16 protein-coding genes are annotated in these 19917 nt (G+C 63.8%); all 16 read right to left on the reverse strand.

Annotation, left to right across the window (positions count from 1 at the left end; translation table 11 throughout):
• Nucleotides 1–154: 154 nt before the first annotated feature.
• Nucleotides 155–4117, reverse strand: coding sequence for a trifunctional transcriptional regulator/proline dehydrogenase/L-glutamate gamma-semialdehyde dehydrogenase (putA, locus tag A9J21_RS14675; RefSeq protein ID WP_066736803.1), 3963 nt, complete (start codon nt 4115–4117; stop codon nt 155–157).
• Between the two features lie 195 nt (nt 4118–4312).
• Nucleotides 4313–6625, reverse strand: coding sequence for a primosomal protein N' (locus A9J21_RS14680; protein ID WP_066736804.1), 2313 nt, complete (start codon nt 6623–6625; stop codon nt 4313–4315).
• A 501-nt stretch (nt 6626–7126) separates the two neighbouring features.
• Nucleotides 7127–8230 (reverse strand): uroporphyrinogen decarboxylase, encoded by a 1104-nt coding sequence (hemE, locus tag A9J21_RS14685; protein WP_066736865.1) that lies wholly within the window; start codon nt 8228–8230, stop codon nt 7127–7129.
• A gap of 102 nt (nt 8231–8332) precedes the next feature.
• Nucleotides 8333–9289: an alpha/beta hydrolase gene (locus A9J21_RS14690; protein ID WP_066736805.1), complete on the reverse strand. Its 957-nt coding sequence runs from the start codon at nt 9287–9289 to the stop codon at nt 8333–8335.
• A 436-nt stretch (nt 9290–9725) separates the two neighbouring features.
• The gene (locus A9J21_RS31565) at nt 9726–10064 is read right to left on the reverse strand and encodes a hypothetical protein (protein ID WP_156545894.1); all 339 of its coding nucleotides are present in this window, start codon (nt 10062–10064) and stop codon (nt 9726–9728) included.
• 43 nt (nt 10065–10107) lie between these two features.
• A complete protein-coding gene (locus tag A9J21_RS14695) occupies nt 10108–10524 on the reverse strand; it encodes a F0F1 ATP synthase subunit epsilon (RefSeq protein WP_066736807.1) in 417 nt (138 codons plus the stop codon).
• Between the two features lie 129 nt (nt 10525–10653).
• On the reverse strand, nt 10654–12057 hold the full coding sequence (gene atpD, locus A9J21_RS14700) for a F0F1 ATP synthase subunit beta (RefSeq protein ID WP_029051300.1): 1404 nt from the start codon (nt 12055–12057) through the stop codon (nt 10654–10656).
• 33 nt (nt 12058–12090) lie between these two features.
• A complete protein-coding gene (atpG, locus tag A9J21_RS14705; RefSeq protein ID WP_066736808.1) occupies nt 12091–12966 on the reverse strand; it encodes a F0F1 ATP synthase subunit gamma in 876 nt (291 codons plus the stop codon).
• A gap of 71 nt (nt 12967–13037) precedes the next feature.
• A complete protein-coding gene (gene atpA, locus A9J21_RS14710; protein WP_029051302.1) occupies nt 13038–14579 on the reverse strand; it encodes a F0F1 ATP synthase subunit alpha in 1542 nt (513 codons plus the stop codon).
• A 39-nt stretch (nt 14580–14618) separates the two neighbouring features.
• A complete protein-coding gene (locus A9J21_RS14715) occupies nt 14619–15161 on the reverse strand; it encodes a F0F1 ATP synthase subunit delta (RefSeq protein WP_066736809.1) in 543 nt (180 codons plus the stop codon).
• Nucleotides 15162–15163: 2 nt separating this feature from the next.
• Nucleotides 15164–15634, reverse strand: a complete 471-nt coding sequence (locus tag A9J21_RS14720; RefSeq protein WP_066736810.1) for a F0F1 ATP synthase subunit B — start codon at nt 15632–15634, stop codon at nt 15164–15166.
• Nucleotides 15635–15739: 105 nt separating this feature from the next.
• Nucleotides 15740–16006, reverse strand: coding sequence for a F0F1 ATP synthase subunit C (gene atpE, locus A9J21_RS14725; RefSeq protein ID WP_008650162.1), 267 nt, complete (start codon nt 16004–16006; stop codon nt 15740–15742).
• A 62-nt stretch (nt 16007–16068) separates the two neighbouring features.
• A complete protein-coding gene (gene atpB / locus A9J21_RS14730) occupies nt 16069–16938 on the reverse strand; it encodes a F0F1 ATP synthase subunit A (protein WP_066736812.1) in 870 nt (289 codons plus the stop codon).
• 284 nt (nt 16939–17222) lie between these two features.
• Complete coding sequence (locus A9J21_RS14735; RefSeq protein ID WP_066736814.1) at nt 17223–17750, reverse strand: ATP synthase subunit I; 528 nt, start codon at nt 17748–17750, stop codon at nt 17223–17225.
• Between the two features lie 424 nt (nt 17751–18174).
• Complete coding sequence (locus tag A9J21_RS14740) at nt 18175–19068, reverse strand: ParB/RepB/Spo0J family partition protein (RefSeq protein WP_066736815.1); 894 nt, start codon at nt 19066–19068, stop codon at nt 18175–18177.
• 32 nt (nt 19069–19100) lie between these two features.
• Entirely contained in the window at nt 19101–19874 is a 774-nt protein-coding gene (locus A9J21_RS14745; protein ID WP_066736867.1) for a ParA family protein, read from the reverse strand.
• Nucleotides 19875–19917 lie beyond the last annotated feature (43 nt).

Below are 19917 nucleotides of genomic sequence, written 5' to 3' on the forward strand. Positions count from 1 at the left end.
CTCCTTGGGTCCCATAGGGTGCCATATGGTGCCGGTGTCGGCATATTTGCGGATCGGCGTTGGCAGCACCGTTCCGTTCCTGGGTTGCGCGGCAGGGTCGGGATCGCCGGCCCCCGCCACACACTTTGCTGACAATCCGCAGTGGCCCGTGGCCTCAGCCGATCGTCATCAGACTTGCATTGCCGCCCGCCGCCGCCGTGTTGACGGACAGCGAACGCTCGATCAACAAACGCTCCAGCGCGATATTCGGTTCACCCTGGGCCAGGCCCTGCACGCCGACGATCGGGCCGGGGCGCGTGGCCGCCTGTTCGCAGACCGTGCGCAGCTGGTCGGAATCACCGTGGTGCAGCACGGCATCGAAGCCGATGTCCGTGCCCAGCCAGTCGGAAACCACGCGGACGCGCGATTGTACTGCGGCAGGCAGGCGCGCCAACAGCGCCTTTGCAACAGGTGTGTCAGTCCACAACGCTTCGGAACCCACGGCCAGCACGGCCGCCAGTTGCAGCGCCAGATCGGATTCCTGCTGGGCCAGGCACAGCACGCGCTCGCGCGGCAGCAGCGAGTACGTATTGCGCTCGCCCGTGGGGCCGGGCAGCGTCACCGACAGGCCCGAAGCCGAAGCGGCCGCCAGGCGGTCGCAGGCGGCGGCCAGTTCCGGCTGTGCCGACTGCGCCCACGCCTTCAGCGCGGACAGTTCGGGCGATGCCGGCGCGTCTGCGGCGCCGCCGTTGACATCCGATGCACGCACGACATTGGCCACCGCATCCTGCGGGCAGACCGACAGCAGGCGATGCAGGTACAACGGGCCGCCCGCCTTCGGGCCGGTGCCTGACAGGCCTTCGCCGCCAAACGGCTGCACGCCCACCACTGCACCCACGATATTGCGGTTCACGTAGAGGTTGCCAACATGCGCGCGATCAACGATATGCGCGATGGTTTCGTCGATCCGCGTGTGGATGCCCAGCGTCAACCCGTAGCCGGTGCCATTGATCTGGCCGATCATTGTGTCCAGCGCGGCGCGCGGGTAGCGCACCACATGCAGCACCGGGCCAAACACCTCGCGCTTCAGTTCCTCGATCGAATCCAGTTCGATCAGCGTCGGCGGCACGAACGTGCCGTTGCGGCAGGCCGCCGATTGCGCGGCGCCCGGATCGGCCTGGTGCACGCGGCGGCCCTTGGCACGCATGGCCTCGATATGGCGCACGATATTGCCGCGCGCCTCGTCGTCGATCACCGGGCCCACGTCGGTCGACAGGCGATCCGGGTTGCCCAGCGTCAACTCGCCCATCGCGCCCTTGAGCATTTCCAGGATGCGGTCGGCCACGTCTTCCTGCAGGCACAGCACGCGCAGCGCCGAGCAGCGCTGTCCGGCGGAATCGAACGCCGAGTTCACGACGTCGCCCACCACCTGTTCGGCCAGCGCCGACGAGTCGACGATCATCGCGTTCTGGCCGCCGGTTTCGGCGATCAGCGGGATCGGACGCCCGGCGGCGTCCAGGCGGCCCGCCACGTTACGCTGCAGCAGGCGTGCCACTTCGGTCGATCCGGTGAACATCACCCCCTTCACGCGGGCATCGCCCACCAGCGCGGCACCCACCGTTTCGCCACGGCCGGGCAGCAGTTGCACGGCCCCGGCCGGCACGCCGGCATCGCGCAGCAGGCGCACGGCAGCGGCGGCGATCAGCGGGGTCTGTTCGGCCGGCTTTGCCAGCACTGGATTGCCGGCGGCCAGCGCGGCGGCAACCTGGCCGGTGAAGATCGCCAGCGGGAAATTCCACGGGCTGATACAGACCACGGGACCCAGCGGGCGGTGCGTGTCGTTCGAGAACGTCTCGCGCACCTGCACGGCGTAGTAGCGCAGGAAGTCGACGGCCTCGCGCACTTCGGCGATGGCGTTCGAGAACGTCTTGCCAGCCTCGCGCATGATGATGCCCATCAGCGACTGCATCTGGGCTTCCATCAGGTCGGCGGCACGCTCCAGCGCGGCGGCGCGCACCTCGGGCGGCGTGGCCTGCCAGATCGGCGCCACATTGACGGCAGCCGTCAGCGCCGCTTCGATCTCGGCCGGCGTGGCTTCGCTCACATGGCCCACCACGTCGCGGTGGTCGGCCGGGTTCAGCACCGGTTCCGTCCTGGCATCGGCACGGTCCACATCGGCGCCCAGCAGCGGGTCGGCGCGCAGCACATCGCTGGTACCCGCCAGCAGCGCGGACGACAGCGACGCCAGGCGGTGCTCGTTCGACAGGTCGATACCGGCCGAATTGGCGCGCGAGTCGCCATACAGCGTGCGCGGTTGCGGAATGCGCGGGTGCGGCAGGCCCATCGTGCCTTCCGTCTTGTGCATCTGCTCGACCACGGCCACCGGGTCGGCCACCAGTTCGTCGAGCGGAATCGTTTCATCGGCGATCCGGTTCACGAACGACGTGTTGGCGCCGTTTTCCAGCAGGCGGCGCACCAGGTACGCCAGCAGCGTCTCGTGCGTACCCACCGGGGCGTAGATGCGGCACGGCCGGCCAAACTTGCCGTCGGCCTTGGCGCCCACCACCTGGTCGTACAGCGGCTCGCCCATGCCATGCAGGCACTGGAACTCGTACTGGCCGGGGTAGTAGTTCTGCCCGGCGATCTGGTAGATGGCCGACAGCGTGTGCGCGTTGTGCGTGGCGAACTGCGGGTAGATCGCGTCCGGCACCGACAGCAGCTTGCGCGCGCAGGCCACGTACGACACGTCGGTATAGACCTTGCGCGTGTAGACCGGATAGCCCTCCAGGCCGTCCACCTGGCCGCGCTTGATTTCGCTGTCCCAGTAGGCGCCCTTGACCAGGCGGATCATCAGGCGATGGCGGCTGCGGCGCGCCAGGTCGATCAGGTAGTCGATCACGAACGGGCAGCGCTTCTGGTAGCCCTGCACCACGAAGCCGATGCCGTTCCAGCCGGCCAGTTCGGGCTCGAAGCACAGGCGTTCGAGCAGGTCGAGCGAGATTTCCAGGCGGTCGGCTTCCTCGGCGTCGATATTGATGCCGATGTCGTACTGGCGGGCCAGCATCGTCAGGCTCTTCAGGCGGCCGTACAGCTCCGAGATTACGCGCTCGTGCTGGGCGCGGCTGTAGCGCGGGTGCAGCGCCGACAGCTTGATCGAGATACCCGGGCCTTCATAGATGCCACGGCCGCGCGAGGCCTGGCCGATGGCGTGGATGGCCTGCTCGTACGATGCCAGGTAGCGCTGGGCATCGGCCTCGGTCATGGCCGCTTCGCCAAGCATGTCATACGAATAACGGAAGCCTTCGGCTTCGTACTTGCGCGCGTTGGCCAGCGCTTCGGAAATGGTCTCGCCGGTGACGAACTGCTCGCCCATCAGGCGCATCGCCATGTCCACGCCCTTGCGGATCAGCGGCTCGCCGCCCTTGCCGATAATGCGCGTCAGCGCCTTCGACAGGCCGGCTTCGGTGTGCGTTGCCACCAGGCGGCCGGTCAGCAGCAGGCCCCAGGTAGCGGCATTGACGAACAGCGACGGGCTCTGGCCCAGGTGCGACTGCCAGTTGGCGCCGCTGATCTTGTCGCGGATCAGCGCGTCGCGCGTGGCCTTGTCGGGGATGCGCAGCAGGGCTTCGGCCAGGCACATCAGCGCCACGCCTTCCTGCGACGACAGCGAGAATTCCTGGATCAGGCCCTGCACCAGGCCTTCGCGGCCCGTGCCCACCTTCTGCTCGCGCAGCTTCTGCGCCAGCGCCTTGGCCATCTTGATGGCGGCATCGGCCTGGGCCTGCGGCAGACGGGCCTGCTCCAGCAGCACCGGCACGCATTCGGTTTCGGGGCGGCGGTAGGCCGAGGTAATGGCGGCGCGCAGCACCGACTGCGGCTGGATGCTCTGGGCAAATTCCAGGAACGGCTGCGGCATGGCGTCGCCGTGCGCAGTATCGCCCGCATCTGTGCCATCGCCGTCGGCCAGCCCGGCCGAACCGGCCTCGTGCGGCAGATGACCGCGCTCCACCTGCTCCAGATACGTAAAGATCGCCTGTTTGATCAGCCAGTGCGGCGTGCGGTCGATCGATTGGGCAACACGTTTGAGGCGTTCGCGCGAAGCATCATCAAGCTTGACGCCAAGGGTGGTGGTGGCCATGCGGGCAGTTCTCCAGCGGATCTCGGTAAGACGATTGGCAGTGCCGGCAATACGCGCAAGCGTACCGGCCAGACTACCGGGCTGGCGCGATCTTACTCTCGGAGATTTACTAGGTGCAACCTAGTGCAACCACTTAGTTCTACCGCCCCGAAAAGGTTGCACTAACGCAACATTTCCACTCGCCGGGACAGGCCCTCAGATTCGCAGCGGATCGATTTCCAACTGCCAGCGCACCCCCTTCACACGCGTGCCGACTTCATCGAAAGTCGGCACCCACTCACTCACAAAGCGCTGCAAGACGGGACGGGAGTCCGCCTCCACCAGCATCTGGGCGCGTTCCTTGTTGAACAACCGGACCATCGACATCGGCACCGGGTCGTGCAGTTGCACCTTTGGCGCCATCGCGCAGGCATCGGCCTGTTCGCGGGCCGCCTGCAAAAACGCCAGCGCCCGTTCCAGCTGACCGTGCTCGGCGGTAATCAGCACCTGGTAGGCAAACGGGGGCAACCCGGCCTGCCGCCGCTCGCGCAACTGGCTGGCGGCGAATCCATCATAGTCATGGCGCGCCAGCGCCTGCAATGCGGGGGCATCCGGGTACCGAGTCTGAATCATGACTTCGCCGCCCAACCCTGCCCTGCCCGCCCGACCCGACACCTGCATCAGCGATGCAAACAGGTGCTCGGCGGCCCGGAAATCGTGGCTGAACATCGCGGCGTCGGGATGGACGATGCCGACCAGCGTCACGCGCTGGAAGTCGTGCCCCTTGGCCACCATCTGCGTGCCCACCAGGATATCGACCTCGCCTGCATGGACTTCGTCGAACATCGCCTGGGCACTGCCCTTGCGCCGCGTGGAGTCGGCGTCGATACGGGCGATGCGGGCTTGTGGAAAGCGCGCGGCCAATGCTTCCTCGATCCGCTGTGTGCCGCGTCCAAGTGGCGCAATATCCACGTTGCCGCAGTCGGGACAATGATGAGGTACCGGTGATTCCAGACCGCAGTGGTGGCAGCGCAAGCGCCGCTCTGGGCGATGCAGCACCAGGTACGCCGAGCATCGTGGACAGCCCGAAAGCCAGCCGCAGCTGTCGCAGGCCAGCACCGGTGCATAGCCTCGCCGGTTCAGGAACAGCAGGCTCTGCTGGCCGCGGTCCAGCCGCTGCTGGATGGCATCGAGTAGCGGCACCGACAAGCCTTCATACAGCGCGCGCTGCCGCTGCCGCTCGTGATTGAGGTCGATCAGCCGCACGACCGGCAAGGCCGCATCGGTCTGCGCGCGCTCGCGCAGCACCAGCTTGCGGTACGCGCCCTGCTCCGCCCGATACCAGGTCTCCATCGACGGCGTTGCCGAACCCAGCACCACGGGGATCCCCAGCTGGTTGGCACGCCAGACGGCCAGATCGCGTGCCGAGTACCGCAAGCCTTCCTGCTGTTTGTAGGACGTATCGTGCTCTTCGTCGACCACGATCAGGCTCAGGTGCGGCAGCGACGCCATCACCGCCATGCGCGTACCCAGTACGATGCGGGCCTCGCCGCGATGGGCCGCCAGCCATTGCAGGCTGCGCTCCTGGTCGGCCAGGCCGCTGTGGAGCACGGCCAGCGGCAGATGCGGAAAGCGTTCGGCAATGCGCGATTGCAGTTGCGGCGTGAGATTGATCTCAGGCACCAGCATCAGCATCTGGGCCCTGGGATTGGCAGCCAGCCGCTGGGCCATGGCATGGAGATAGACCTCGGTCTTGCCGCTGCCGGTCACCCCATGCAGCAGGAAGGCGGCATACCCTTCTACGGCAGCGATGGCATCCACCGCCAGTTGCTGCTCCGCATGCAGGGTGGGCGCGACGGACGCCTCGCGGGTCGTATCCGTTTCCAGCAGCGGCCGATCGGCATGCATGCATTCGAGCCAGCCGGCGGCCGTCCATTCATCCAGCCGGGCCGGTGCCGCCGTGCAGAGTTCGCGGGCATCGGCCAGGCGTACCCAGTCCTGCGCGTCGATCAGGGCGTCCGCCAGCGCGCGAACGGTGCGCGCGCGGGGCGGGGCAGCCTGGCGCAGTGCTTCGGCCTGGCCGGGGCGTACCCGGTACTGCGTGGTGCGCGCGCGCTGTCCGAGGCGTTCCCAGGTTTCTGACTCCCGCAGCGATGGCGGCAGCGCTGGCAGCATCACTTCGCCAAGCCGGCGATGGTAGTAGCGAGCGGCAAAGCGGCTCAATGCCAACCATTGGGTGCTCAACGGCGGCATCCAGCCAATTCGCTCCACGACGGGACGGAGCTTGTCCTCCGGCACGTCAGAGTTATCCACAAGCGCAACCGCCACACCGACCACCTGGCGCTTGCCAAAGGGCACCACCACCAGTTCGCCAGGCGTCACGCCGTCATCGGCCAGATAGTCGAAACAGTCGTCGGCCGGGGTGTCCAGGGCGACGCGAACAATGCGCGGGGAAGATGCCTGTGGGAAGGACGCCACAGGTTGCAAGGCGGGGCCAGCTTGATCCGCATCGGGCATGCGCGAGGTCATGCGCAGACCCCTGCTTGGTGCAGCCCGGTTGCGCTGTCGTTGTGCATGCGCGAGGAGCAGAGGACGGGGGCGAGTGTCTGTGTGCGGCGCAACATCAACTTAAAGTAAAACTTCAAATGTGACCCTAAGTCGATGATCCACGGATGGTTTTCCACCCCTTCAATCGGCCCTGTGGATAACTTTGTTGAAAAGTCGCACCAACTTCCCGGCAAGGCGCTTGGCACAAGGCTTTCATCGACCTTGCACCCACCATTGCAGAACATTCAAAGCCTTATGAATCAAGGACTTGCAAAGACCCCCCAACTGAGTTAAGGGGTAACCCGCTCGTGCAGTGCCGCAAACCTATCGGTGTGCATAAGTCAAGCCTTGAGAACAAGCGCCTGGCACCTTTTTGGCGAAATATCGTTAAATAGTTTACTTGACAGGACGCGCGCAGCGCCTGCCGCAGCACTGCGCGGCAAATACCCATCACATCGCTGCGTCGCGGGGTAACCGCCCAGGTCAGGCTGCAGGTGCAACCCTGGCGCTGCGCAGCTTGCGGCTGTGGCTGTGCACTTCGTCCACCAGCACCGAAACGTTTTCCGGCGGCGTGAACTGCGAGATGCCATGTCCAAGGTTGAAGACATGGCCATCGCTGCCGCCACCTGCCGCGTAGCTATCGAGCACACCGCGCACCTGCTCGCGGATTGCCGATTCCGACGCAAACAGCACCGTGGGATCAATATTGCCCTGGAGCGCGACCTTGCCCTCGGTGCGGCGGCGCGCCTGGGCCAGGTTGACCGTCCAGTCCAGCCCGATTGCATCGGGTTCGATGGCAGCGATCTGCTCCAGCCAGATACCGCCGCCCTTCGTGAACACAATCACCGGAATCTGCTGGCCGTCGTGCTCGCGCTTCAGGCCCTGCAGCACCCGTCGCATATAGGCGAGCGAGAACGTCTGGTACATGCCGTCGGCCAGCGCGCCGCCCCAGGTGTCGAACACCATCACGGCCTGCGCGCCTGCCTCGATCTGGGCATTCAGATAGGCGGAGACGGCTTGCGCGTTGATCTCCAGGATCCGGTGCATCAGGTCGGGCCGGGCGTACATCATTGCCTTGACGGTGCGGAAGTCGTCCGAACCACCGCCTTCGACCATATAGCAGGCCAGCGTCCACGGGCTGCCCGAAAACCCGATCAGCGGCACGCGTTGGGCGCCATCCTGCACCAGCGCGCGACGGATCTCGCTGACCGCGTCGAATACGTATTGCAGGGACGACATGTCCGGCACGGCCAGCTTTGCCACGTCGGCTTCGGTGCGCAGCGGATGGGCAAAGCGCGGGCCCTCGCCCTGCGCAAACGACAGACCCAGGCCCATCGCGTCGGGCACCGTCAGGATGTCCGAGAACAGGATCGCGGCATCGAGCGGATAGCGGTCGAGCGGCTGCAGCGTGACTTCCGTGGCATACGCCGGGTTCTTCGCCAGCCCCAGGAAGCTGCCCGCGCGAGCGCGCGTGGCGTTGTACTCGGGCAGGTAGCGGCCGGCCTGACGCATCAGCCAGAGCGGCGTGTATTCGGTGGGTTGCCGGCGCAGCGCGCGCAGGAAGGTGTCGTTCTGCAGTACGGTCATGGTCATCCTCGTAAGACCGCCATTCTACGGGAACGCCGCTGCGTGCAGCCGCCCCGGCAGATGATGGCCGTCATATCCGCGCCAGCTTCCGGCGCGCGTCCGTCAGATTTCGTCGAACGCGGCGACAAAGGCCTGGGCCGCGCGACGCATCCATTCGCGCGCACGTGGGGCGTCGGGCTGCAGCCGGGCGAATCCATGGGTCATGCCGCTGGCCTCGATCGTGACGACGGGCGCATCGTGGCGCACAAGGAAATCGGCGTAGGCCAGGCCGTCGTCGCGCAGCACGTCATTGGATGCCACGATGACCACACTGGCAGGCGGAAGATGGCGCGGCGGGGTCGCCATCAGGTTGATGCGCGGGTCGGTATGCGCGGCGCCGAGCGCCAGGGCATCGGCTCCGATGTACTGGGTCCAGAACCACGCCATTTCGTCACGCGTCAGGCCCGGGCCATCGGCGAAGGCGCGGTAGCTCTCGGTTGTCAGCACAGGCGCGGCCACCGGATAGATCAGCAGCTGGGCGTTGACCACGTGGCGGCCGGCCTCGTCGTTGAGATGCCGTGCGGCGACGGCAGCCAGATGGCCGCCTGCGCTGTCGCCCGCGACGGCAAGGAATTCGGGCGCGAATCCAAGTTCTTCACGCGCGTTGGCGAGCCGACGCACTGCCGCAATGGCATCGTCGCAAGGTGTCGGGAATGCATGCTCAGGCGCAAGCCGGTAGTCGACGCTGGCGACTGCGCAGCCAGTATCGGCCGCCAGCAAGGCCGCCACGGTATGGTGGGTGACCGGCGATCCGACAACCCAGCCGCCGCCGTGGAAATAGACGACCAGCCGCGGGTGGTCGACGTCGACCGGTCGGAATAGCCGAACGGCCAGAGATGCGCCCTCCACCGGCAGTTCAAGATCCGTGACCGCCAGGCCTTCGGGGTCGGGCAACTGCGAGCGCGCAGCCACATCCACAAATCGCGCGCGACGCTCGACGGCGCTCTGCGCAACGGGTTGGCCGGCATACGCTTCCGCCATCTGGCGGTAATAGGCTTGCAGCTGGGGATCAATGGCCATGGCTGGGAATTCTGGCGGAATGACGAACGTCCGCCAGTGTAGCGCCTGTGATGCGCGTGCCGGGACTCTTTGACTGCGTCGAAATGTGCCCTTGGAACCGTTTCCAATCGTAACGCTGAATGCGCCAGCGAACACACTTTCCGGGGCCACATTTCGGACATCCCACGAAAGTGGGGAAGGTATTAAGCGCTAGCCGAAAAAACGTAATGCATTCAGTACACTACGGGGGCAATGTCTTAACATTTTTGATTAGGTGAATCGCTACGTGGCGTAGTGAAAACGCTTTCAAAAACGAACAAAAGTGTCCAAAAAGCCGGATTCCTGCCGCCCGGGCTTTCATCTTCTTGCAAAAGGATACATTTTGTTACTGCCATCGCCAGAAGTTTCCCCCACAATGCATTGACAGACCAGCGCTTGGTGTGAGGCACCCCCGCCGCTAAAGCCTTGAAAAATAAGGGGTGTGGAAGAAAGCCTGAGCAGTTCCCGATTTATCCGGACCAGCCGATTGAAATCGACTGATCCGGACTACCAGGAAGACCGGTAGCGCGTGGCTTGAGATTCCGATAACTGGAAACTCGCCAATGATGCGGACAAGAAGTTCCGCTGCGCTTGTAAGTGAATCCTGGACCGAACCCGTTCCTTCGAATTGACCCCTCGAAGGGATTTTCCCGTCCGCGCGGAGCCTCCCCGGCCCGCGCGCTTTTTTTTGTGGTCCAGGCAACGAAATATAGCGTCCGGAAGAAAAAAAGGCAGCCTGATCGGCTGCCTTTTTCATTTGCCACGCCGAAAAACAACAGCGTGGCGTCTGCAGGTAATGCTTACTTCTTACGGCGCAGACGGGCGATTGCAGCCAGTTGCGCAGCGGCCACGGCCAGCTCGCTTTGGGCGCGAGCCAGATCCAGATCGCTGCTCTGGTTCTGCATCAGTTCCTCTGCGGCGCGCTTGGCTTCCTGCGCCTTGGCTTCGTCCAGGTCGCTGCCGCGGATGGCGGTGTCGGCCAGAACGGTCACGTGCTGAGGCTGCACTTCGAGAATACCGCCAGCAACGAACACGAATTCCTCGCTGCCGTCTTCCTTCTCGATGCGCACCGCACCCGGCTGGATGCGGGTGATCAGCGGCGTGTGGCCCGGCAGAATGCCCAGCTCACCCGTCTCGCCCGGCAGCGCCACGAACTTCGCCTGACCGGAGAAGATCGACGCTTCGGCGCTGACGACGTCTACAAGAATGGTTGCCATATAAGATCCTTTCTCCAGAAAGCGTTGGCTTCCCGCAAATCAGGAAGCACGATCTTCGCCTTCGCGCCGATTGCGGCCGCGTGCCGGGGCACGGCAGCCACGCTCTGGCGCCAAGGCGAAAGACGCCGCTTACTGAAGCTTCTTGGCCTTCTCGAAAGCTTCGTCGATCGAACCGACCATGTAGAAGGCCTGTTCCGGCAGGTGATCGCACTCGCCATCCACCAGCATCTTGAAACCACGGATGGTTTCCTTCAGCGGCACGTACTTGCCCGGCGAACCCGTGAACACTTCGGCCACGTGGAACGGCTGCGACAGGAAACGCTGGATCTTACGAGCGCGCGACACGGCCAGCTTGTCTTCCGGCGACAGTTCGTCCATGCCCAGAATCGCGATGATGTCGCGCAGTTCCTTGTAGCGCTGCAGGGTCTGCTGAACGCGGCGGGCCACTTCGTAGTGTTCCGTGCCCACGACTTGCGGATCCAGCTGGCGCGAGGTCGAATCGAGCGGATCGACGGCGGGGTAGATACCCAGCGCGGCGATGTCACGCGACAGCACGACGGTCGAGTCCAGGTGCAGGAAGGTGGTAGCCGGCGACGGGTCGGTCAAGTCATCGGCAGGCACGTACACGGCCTGGATCGACGTGATCGAGCCAGTCTTGGTCGACGTAATACGCTCCTGCAGCTTGCCCATTTCTTCAGCCAGCGTCGGCTGGTAGCCCACGGCGGAAGGCATACGGCCCAGCAGTGCCGACACTTCGGTACCGGCCAGCGTGTAGCGGTAGATGTTGTCGACGAAGAACAGGATGTCACGGCCTTCGTCACGGAAGCGCTCGGCCATCGTCAGGCCGGTCAGCGCCACGCGCAGACGGTTGCCCGGCGGCTCGTTCATCTGGCCGAACACCATGGCCACCTTGTCGAGCACGTTCGAGTCCTTCATTTCGTGGTAGAAGTCGTTCCCTTCACGGGTACGCTCGCCCACGCCGGCAAACACCGACAGACCGCTGTGCTGCTTGGCGATGTTGTTGATGAGCTCCATCATGTTCACGGTCTTGCCGACGCCGGCGCCACCGAACAGGCCCACCTTGCCGCCCTTTGCGAACGGGCACACCAGGTCGATCACCTTGATGCCGGTTTCCAGCAGGTCAACCGAGGGCGACAGTTCGTCGAACTTCGGTGCCTTCTGGTGAATCGCGCGCTTTTCGTCAGCGGCGATCGGGCCGGCTTCGTCGATCGGGCGACCCAGCACGTCCATGATGCGGCCCAGCGTACCGTGGCCAACCGGCACGGAGATGGGGGCGCCGGTGCTCTTCACCGACATGCCACGGCGCAGGCCGTCCGACGAGCCCAGGGCAATGGTACGCACCACGCCGTCACCGAGCTGTTGCTGCACTTCGAAGGTCAGACCCTTCTCGGCAAACGACTTGTCGTTGCCCTCTTCGAGCACGAGTGCGTCGTACACCTTCGGCATTGCGTCGCGCGGGAACTCGATGTCCACCACGGCGCCAATGCACTGCACAATATTTCCGATACTCATTTCGTATCTCCGATAGCTTGAATTCTTGACGCCTTAGACCGCAGCTGCGCCGCTGACGATTTCCGACAGTTCCTTCGTGATCGCTGCCTGGCGGGTCTTGTTGTAGACCAGCTGCAGTTCGCCAATCACGTTCTTGGCATTGTCGGAAGCCGCCTTCATGGCCACCATGCGCGCGGATTGCTCCGACGCCATGTTCTCGGCCACGGCCTGGTACACCAGCGCTTCGACGTAGCGGACGAGCAGCTCTTCCACAACCGTCTGGGCGTCGGGCTCGTAGATGTAATCCCACGAGTAGGCGCGCTTTTCATCTTCGGTCTGGCTCAGCTTGTCTGCGGCCAGCGGCAGCAGTTGCTCGACCATCGGCTCCTGCTTCATCGTGTTGATGAACTTGGTATAAGCCAGGTACACCGCGTCGACTTCGCCGTTGGTAAAGGCATCCAGCTGGACCTTGATCGCGCCGATCAGCTTTTCCAGATGCGGGGTGTCACCGAGGTGCACCACGTTCGAGACCACCTTGGCGCCAATGCGACCCAGGAACTGCATGCCCTTGGTGCCGATGGCGGTCGCTTGCACGTCCACGCCACGGTTCTGCAGGGTCTTCAGTTCATTGGTCACGGCTCGCAGCACGTTGGTATTCATGCCGCCGCACAGACCCTTGTCGGTCGTCACCACGATCATGCCGACGCGCTTTACATCGCGCTCCACCATGAACGGGTGCTTGAACTCGGGGTTGGCGGTGGCCAGGTGCGCTGCGATATTGCGCACTTTTTCAGCGTAGGGACGGGCGTTGCGCATCCGTTCCTGCGCCTTGCGCATCTTGGACGCGGCGACCATTTCCATCGCCTTGGTGATCTTTCGCGTGTTCTGCACGCTCTTGATCTTGGTTCGAATCTCTTTCGTTCCGGCCATATCTTTCCTCTCCATTCGTGCCGCGCCGCATGCCTTGCGGCAGCTACGGCGCGGTCCGTGGAATCACGCGGTTAGAACGCGGCGGACTTCCTGAAATCCTCGATCGCTGCACGCAGGGCGGCTTCGTCGTCCTTCGACAGATCCTTGGTATCTTCGATGCGGTTGACGAGGTCGGCGAACTTGGTCTTCAGATGGTCGTGCAGGCCCTTTTCGAACGGCAGGATGTCCTTCACGTCGACGTTGTCGAGGAAGCCATTGTTCGCGGCATACAGCGACGCGGCCAGTTGCCACACCTGCAGCGGCTGGTATTGCGGCTGCTTCAGCAGTTCCGTCACGCGGCGGCCGCGCTCCAGCTGCTTGCGGGTGGCATCGTCCAGGTCCGAGGCGAACTGCGCGAACGCAGCCAGTTCACGGTACTGGGCCAGGTCGGTACGGATACCGCCGGACAGCTTCTTGATGACCTTGGTCTGAGCGGCACCACCCACGCGCGACACCGAAATACCGGCGTTGATAGCGGGACGGATACCGGCGTTGAACAGGTCGGTTTCCAGGAAGATCTGACCGTCGGTAATCGAGATCACGTTGGTCGGCACGAACGCGGACACATCGCCGGCCTGCGTTTCGATCACGGGCAGCGCGGTCAGCGAACCGGTCTTGCCGGTGACGGCGCCGTTCGTGAACTTGGCCACGTAGTCTTCGTTCACGCGGGCTGCACGCTCCAGCAGGCGCGAGTGCAGGTAGAACACGTCACCCGGGTAGGCTTCACGGCCCGGCGGGCGGCGCAGCAGCAGCGACACCTGGCGGTAGGCCCAGGCTTGCTTGGTCAGATCGTCATAAACGATCAGCGCGTCTTCGCCGCGGTCGCGGAAGTACTCGCCCATCGTGCAGCCGGCGTAGGCAGCCAGGTACTGCATGGCGGCCGAGTCCGAAGCCGATGCGGCCACGACGATCGTGTATTCCATGGCGCCGTGCTCTTCGAGCTTGCGCACCACGTTCGAGATCGTCGAAGCCTTCTGGCCGATTGCCACGTACACGCAGAAGACGCCCTTGCCCTTCTGGTTGATGATGGCATCGACGGCCACGGCGGTCTTGCCGGTCTGGCGGTCGCCAATGATCAGCTCGCGCTGGCCACGGCCGATCGGCACCATGGCGTCGATCGACTTCAGGCCGGTCTGCACCGGCTGGCTCACCGACTGACGTGCGATCACGCCCGGAGCCACCTTCTCGATCACGTCCGTTTCCTTGGCGTTGATCGGACCCTTGCCGTCGATCGGCTGACCCAGCGTGTTGACCACGCGGCCCAGCAGTTCCTTGCCAACCGGCACTTCCAGAATGCGGCCGGTGCACTTGACCGTATCGCCTTCCGAAATGTGTTCGTAATCGCCCAGCACCACGGCACCCACCGAGTCACGCTCGAGGTTCAGTGCCAGGCCAAACGTGTTACCCGGGAATTCCAGCATCTCGCCCTGCATCACGCCGGACAGGCCATGCACGCGGCAGATACCATCGGTCACGGAAATCACCGTGCCGGTGTTGCGCACTTCAGCGTCGGCGCCAAGACCCGAGATGCGGGACTTGATCAGCTCGCTGATTTCTGAGGGGTTCAGTTGCATCACAATGCTCCTAATTCTTCAATCCGTCGGCCGTTGCGGTCAGGCGGTCAGCGTGGCTTGCATGGCAGCCAGGCGCGCGCGCACGGAGGTGTCGAGCACTTCGTCGCCGACCTTGACGCTCACGCCGCCAATCAGCGACGGGTCCACCGCCACCTTTGCGTACAGCTTGCGACCGAACTTGCGTTCGAGTACGGCGACCAGTTCCTTCGTCTGCGAATCGTCCAGCGGGTAAGCGCTGATGATCTCGACGTCGGACGAACCCTCGCGGGCATTCTTGAGCGCATGGAACTGTTCGGCGACTTCCGGCAGCACCGTCAGGCGGTTGTTTTCCACCAGCAGGTTGACGAAGCGACGCGCTTCATCGTTCACCGGGCTCTTCAGCACCGACAGGAACACTTCCTGGAGCTTTTCGCCCGGGACGTTCGGATCGGTGGCGAGCGCCTGCATGTCGGGGTTGGCGGCAACCTGCCCCATCTCCGACACCAGCTCGGACCATGCACCCAGGTTGCCTGCACCGGCTTCGCTCGCGACGCGGAACAGCGCCTCGGCGTAGGGACGGGCAATGGTTGCGGTTTCAGCCATGATTAGAGCTCAGCCTTGAGTTGATTGAGCAGGTCTGCATGCACCTGCGCGTTCACTTCACGCTTGAGGATCTGCTCTGCACCCTTCACGGCAAGCACGGCGACCTGGTCGCGCAGCGTTTCGCGGGCGCGGGTCACTTGCTGCTCTGCCTCGGCCTTGGCCTGGGCGATGATGCGTGCGGCTTCTGCCTGGGCGTTCTGCTTGATCTCGTCAGCGGCAACCTGGGCGCGCTTTTCAGCGTCGGCCACACGTTGTGCGCCTTCGGTGCGGGCTTCGGCCATGGCCTGGTCCACACGCTTGTTGGCGAGTTCAAGCTCCGCCTTGCCCTTTTCGGCAGCGGCGAGGCCATCGGCGATCTTCTTTGCGCGTTCGTCGAGCGCCTTCACCAGCGGCGGCCAAATAAATTTGGCAACAACCCACCACAGGATGAAGAACACGACCATCTGCGCAAAAAACGTTGCGTTCAGATTCATGGTGTGTTCCTTTCGGTAATCAAACTACAGATAAATGCACAAGGGCGGCCAGGCCATCGGACTGAGGCCTGCGCCGCCCGTCAGCATCATGCAGACCGAAAAGACTTACTGAATGACCGACAGCAGCGGGTTGGCGAAGGCGAACAGCATTGCAACACCCACACCGATCAGGAATGCAGCGTCGATCAGGCCAGCCAGCAGGAACATCTTGGTTTGCAGCGGGTTCATCAGCTCGGGCTGACGTGCGCAGGCTTCGATGTACTTGCCACCCATCAGGGCGATACCCAGGCAGGCGCCGATAGCGCCCAGACCGATGATGATGCCGATACCGATTGCGGTCAGACCCTGGATGTTGGCGAGATATGCTTGCATGATGACTCCTTTAATTTAGAGAGACTTAGAACCAAAAAACCAAAAAACGAAGAACCGGGAAATCAGTGGTGATCGTGAGCCTGGCCGATGTACACCAGCGTCAGCATCATGAAAATGAATGCCTGGAGCAGCACGATCAGGATGTGGAAGATGGCCCATACGGTACCGGCAACCACGTGTCCGACGAAGCCCAGGGCCGACAGGTCGGCGCTGAACGTCCAGATGGAACCCAGCAGGGCGATCAGCAGGAACACCAGTTCGCCGGCGTACATGTTGCCGAACAACCGCATGCCCAGCGACACAGCCTTGGCCAGGAATTCGATGATGTTCAGGATCAGGTTGAACGGGGCCAGGTACCACTTGGCGCCGAACGGTGCGGAGAACAGCTCGTGCATGAAGCCGCCTGCGCCCTTGATCTTGAAGCTGTAGTAGATCATCAGCACCAGAACCGAGCACGACATGCCCAGCGTGCCGTTCAGGTCGGCCGTGGCCACTGCGCGGTGGTGCGGAAGGTGGATGTGGAAGATGCCCAGCACGTTGTTCAGGCCGGTAACCCAGTCCACGGGGATCAGGTCGATCGCGTTCATCATGGTGATCCAGCAGAACACCATCAGGGCCAGCGGAGCGATCCACGAGCGGTCGCCGTGGATGATGCCCTTGGCCTGGTCGTCGACCATCTCGACGATCATTTCCACGAAGGCCTGGAAGCGGCCCGGCACGCCGGCCGTGACCCGGCGGGCGGCGACATACAGGAACAGCACGGCGATGACGCCGCACAGCACCGACCAGAACACGGTGTCGTAGTTGAGGACACTGAAATCGACGACGGAATGCTGCTTGCCGCCGACCGAATTAAAGTTCTGCAGGTGTTCGGCGATATAGCCTGAGGGTGTGAGCGTGTGCCCAGCGCCTTGGGTAGCTTCAGCTGACATGTCGAAACGATCGGTATATTGCGAAATCTTTGTTTCCGGCAACCGCTTGGGCAGTTACCCGGTATGCGTCTTGCTTTGGCCTTCGGTCACGTGACCGGTCACCGCCTGGGCAAGCCCGCGCTATTGTTCTGGGCAAAACCTTACTCACGCAGCGCTTCACGGATGTGACGCCCTGCGCGTAAAACCACTTGATATTCCGGATGGGTGCCTCATCTGAGACCGAACCCCACGCCGTGGCCCTGCTTCATGCATTGCCAAGGGCGACGGGATTCGCGTATCTCCGCTTAGCGGATCGCGAGCGCCACCCAATAAGTCTTGAGCGCCAACAGGAACGTGACCAGCATCGGCACCCAGCGCAGATCGCGGTACAGCACGATCACCAGCACCAGCAGTGCCATCGTGCCGAAGACCTTGATTGCCTCGCCGGCCACCAGGCCGCCGACCGACGGCTGCTTGCGCGACATATACAGACGCAGCGCAAAGAAGCCGCTGGGGACGAAACACGCCATGCCGCCGAAGAAGGCCGACCAGCCCGACGGTGCATGCTCATGCGCGAACACCGCCCAGGCGACAGCCGACAGCAGCGTCACGACGACCTGCGCCAGCACGACCTTGCCCGGTGTCATGCGCGACGGGCGCAACGCGCGCTCGCCAAGCAGCGTCACCGCTTCGGCATGCGACAGCGGATCGACAGCTTCATCTTCGCGCGCGGCGCTATCATCCCAGTCATCACGCCAATCATCATCTCGACGATTGTCGCGGGATGCCGTGCCGACTTGCGATATTTCCTGCTGACGGTCTCGTACCACCACCTGCCTAGCCTCGTTCCAGGCCGGAACTTTTTGCGTCCGGCCAGAATTCAAACCGCACGATTCTATTAGCAATCAGCAACACGAGTCAATCTGCTTTCAGTTAGCTTGCAGCGAATTTCGCACAACGGTTGCTATCACGCATTCATGATGGATGGTGCGAAATTGCGCGGCAATGATGCGTAACGTAATTGGATTGCGCACGCTGGCGCGTGCATGATGGCTAATCGGCCATCGTTGGCGCCCATTAGGGCGTGCATTCCGAAAGGTCGGTCCCGGTGCGTCGTGCGGTTATCGCGCAGATTCATGCCACGGCGCGGTGCATGGACTTCGGGCTGTCGCGCGGTGTCGACAGCCCGGCAATATCCTCGGTAAAACGATTGCCGTATACCGCGTAAACGTATACGGAATCCGACCGGGACTGGCGTCAGGCGTTGGCAGCCGGCTCGCGCAGGCGGGTCAGCACGCCATCGAGCGCGTCGTTGGTGCTGAAGTGGATGGTCAGCTGGCCTTTGCCCCGTGCGCCCAGCTTGATCTGCACGGCCAGCCCCAGCGTGTCGGACAGTTCCTCTTCGAGCCGCGCCACATCGCGCGTACCGTTGCCCTGCTTCTGCTTGAGCGACTTCAGGTCGAACGGCTTCAGCGTCGACGCGACGAGCTTCTCGGTTTCGCGTACCGATAGCCGCTTGTTCACGATCTGGTTGGCCAGCGTGATCTGGTTGGCGCCATCCACGGCCAGCAGCGCGCGCGCGTGTCCCATGTCGAGATCGCCCGCCATCAGCATGGTCTGCACCGGCGATGCCAGGTTCAGCAGGCGCAGCAGGTTCGAAACCGCGCTGCGCGAACGGCCGACCGATTCGGCCGCCTGCTCGTGCGTGAAACTGAATTCGCGGATCAGGCGCATGATGCCCTGCGCCTCTTCCAGCGGATTCAGGTCTTCGCGCTGGATATTCTCGATCAGCGCCATCGCGGCGGCGGCCTCGTCGGGCACGTCCTTGACCAGGACCGGCACCTTGTCGAGCCCTGCCAGCTTCGACGCGCGGAAGCGACGTTCGCCAGCGATGATTTCGTAGCGATCCGGCTCCGCCACGCGGCGCACCAGGATCGGCTGCATCAGCCCCTGCGCACGGATGCTCGCCGCCAGTTCCTGCAGCGCGCCCTCGTCCATGCGGGTACGCGGCTGGTACTTGCCGGGCTGGAGCTGATTGACGCCCAGCACCGACGGTGCGCCATCCTGCTTTGCGGTTTCGACAATCTCGGCCGGCCCGCCGAGCAGTGCTTCCAGCCCCCGGCCCAGACCCTTCTTCTTAGCGGTCACCATGCTCGCCACCCTTCCCTGTCTGTTCGTGCCGCTCAACCGAGCTGGCGTACGCGCGCGATCATCTCCGCGCCGAAATCAAGATACGCTTTGGCGCCCTTCGAGGACGCATCGAAGGCCACGCCCGGCATGCCATATGACGGTGCCTCGGCCAGCCGCACATTGCGCGGGATCACGGTCTTGAATACCTTCTCCGCGAAGTGGGCCTCCAGTTGCGCCGATACCTGCTGCTGCAGCGTCACGCGCGGGTCGAACATCACGCGCAGCAAGCCGATCACCTTCAGGTCGCGATTCAGGTTGGCATGCACCTGCTTGATCGTGTTGACCAGGTCGGACAGCCCTTCGAGCGCGAAATACTCGCACTGCATCGGCACGATCACGCCATGCGCGGCGCACAGGCCGTTCAGCGTGAGCAGCGACAGCGACGGCGGGCAGTCGATCAGCACGAAGTCATACTGGTCGTCCACCTCGGCCAGCGCCTGCTTGAGGCGCCGCTCGCGCTGGTCCAGTTCCACCAGTTCCACTTCGGCACCGGCCAGTTCGCGGTTGGCCGGCAGCACGTCGTAGCGGCCCGACTCCGATCGCCGGGTTGCCTGCTGTACCGATGCCAGCCCCACCAGCACCTGGTACACGCTGTGTTCCAGCGACTGCTTGTCGATGCCCGAGCCCATCGAGGCATTGCCCTGGGGGTCCAGGTCGACCAGCAGCACACGCTGCTCCTGCGCGGCCAGACCGGCGGCCAGATTCACCGTGGTGGTGGTCTTGCCGACGCCGCCCTTCTGGTTTGCGATCACAAATACCTTGGCCATATGCGCTTGCAGCTCCCTGTGTGTGTCATTCATATTCATGCGA

The sequence above is a fragment of the Cupriavidus sp. D384 genome (assembly GCF_001652915.1).
GTDB lineage: Bacteria > Pseudomonadota > Gammaproteobacteria > Burkholderiales > Burkholderiaceae > Cupriavidus.

What these genes read in the sequence shown, in the direction of transcription:
- putA (WP_066736803.1), bottom strand. Translation starts at nt 4,117, where the DNA reads ATGGCCACCACCACCCTTGGCGTCAAGCTTGATGATGCTTCGCGCGAA.
- A9J21_RS14680 (WP_066736804.1), bottom strand. Translation starts at nt 6,625, where the DNA reads ATGACCTCGCGCATGCCCGATGCGGATCAAGCTGGCCCCGCCTTGCAA.
- hemE (WP_066736865.1), bottom strand. Translation starts at nt 8,230, where the DNA reads ATGACCGTACTGCAGAACGACACCTTCCTGCGCGCGCTGCGCCGGCAA.
- A9J21_RS14690 (WP_066736805.1), bottom strand. Translation starts at nt 9,289, where the DNA reads ATGGCCATTGATCCCCAGCTGCAAGCCTATTACCGCCAGATGGCGGAA.
- A9J21_RS31565 (WP_156545894.1), bottom strand. Translation starts at nt 10,064, where the DNA reads ATGAAAAAGGCAGCCGATCAGGCTGCCTTTTTTTCTTCCGGACGCTAT.
- A9J21_RS14695 (WP_066736807.1), bottom strand. Translation starts at nt 10,524, where the DNA reads ATGGCAACCATTCTTGTAGACGTCGTCAGCGCCGAAGCGTCGATCTTC.
- atpD (WP_029051300.1), bottom strand. Translation starts at nt 12,057, where the DNA reads ATGAGTATCGGAAATATTGTGCAGTGCATTGGCGCCGTGGTGGACATC.
- atpG (WP_066736808.1), bottom strand. Translation starts at nt 12,966, where the DNA reads ATGGCCGGAACGAAAGAGATTCGAACCAAGATCAAGAGCGTGCAGAAC.
- atpA (WP_029051302.1), bottom strand. Translation starts at nt 14,579, where the DNA reads ATGCAACTGAACCCCTCAGAAATCAGCGAGCTGATCAAGTCCCGCATC.
- A9J21_RS14715 (WP_066736809.1), bottom strand. Translation starts at nt 15,161, where the DNA reads ATGGCTGAAACCGCAACCATTGCCCGTCCCTACGCCGAGGCGCTGTTC.
- A9J21_RS14720 (WP_066736810.1), bottom strand. Translation starts at nt 15,634, where the DNA reads ATGAATCTGAACGCAACGTTTTTTGCGCAGATGGTCGTGTTCTTCATC.
- atpE (WP_008650162.1), bottom strand. Translation starts at nt 16,006, where the DNA reads ATGCAAGCATATCTCGCCAACATCCAGGGTCTGACCGCAATCGGTATC.
- atpB (WP_066736812.1), bottom strand. Translation starts at nt 16,938, where the DNA reads ATGTCAGCTGAAGCTACCCAAGGCGCTGGGCACACGCTCACACCCTCA.
- A9J21_RS14740 (WP_066736815.1), bottom strand. Translation starts at nt 19,068, where the DNA reads ATGGTGACCGCTAAGAAGAAGGGTCTGGGCCGGGGGCTGGAAGCACTG.
- A9J21_RS14745 (WP_066736867.1), bottom strand. Translation starts at nt 19,874, where the DNA reads ATGGCCAAGGTATTTGTGATCGCAAACCAGAAGGGCGGCGTCGGCAAG.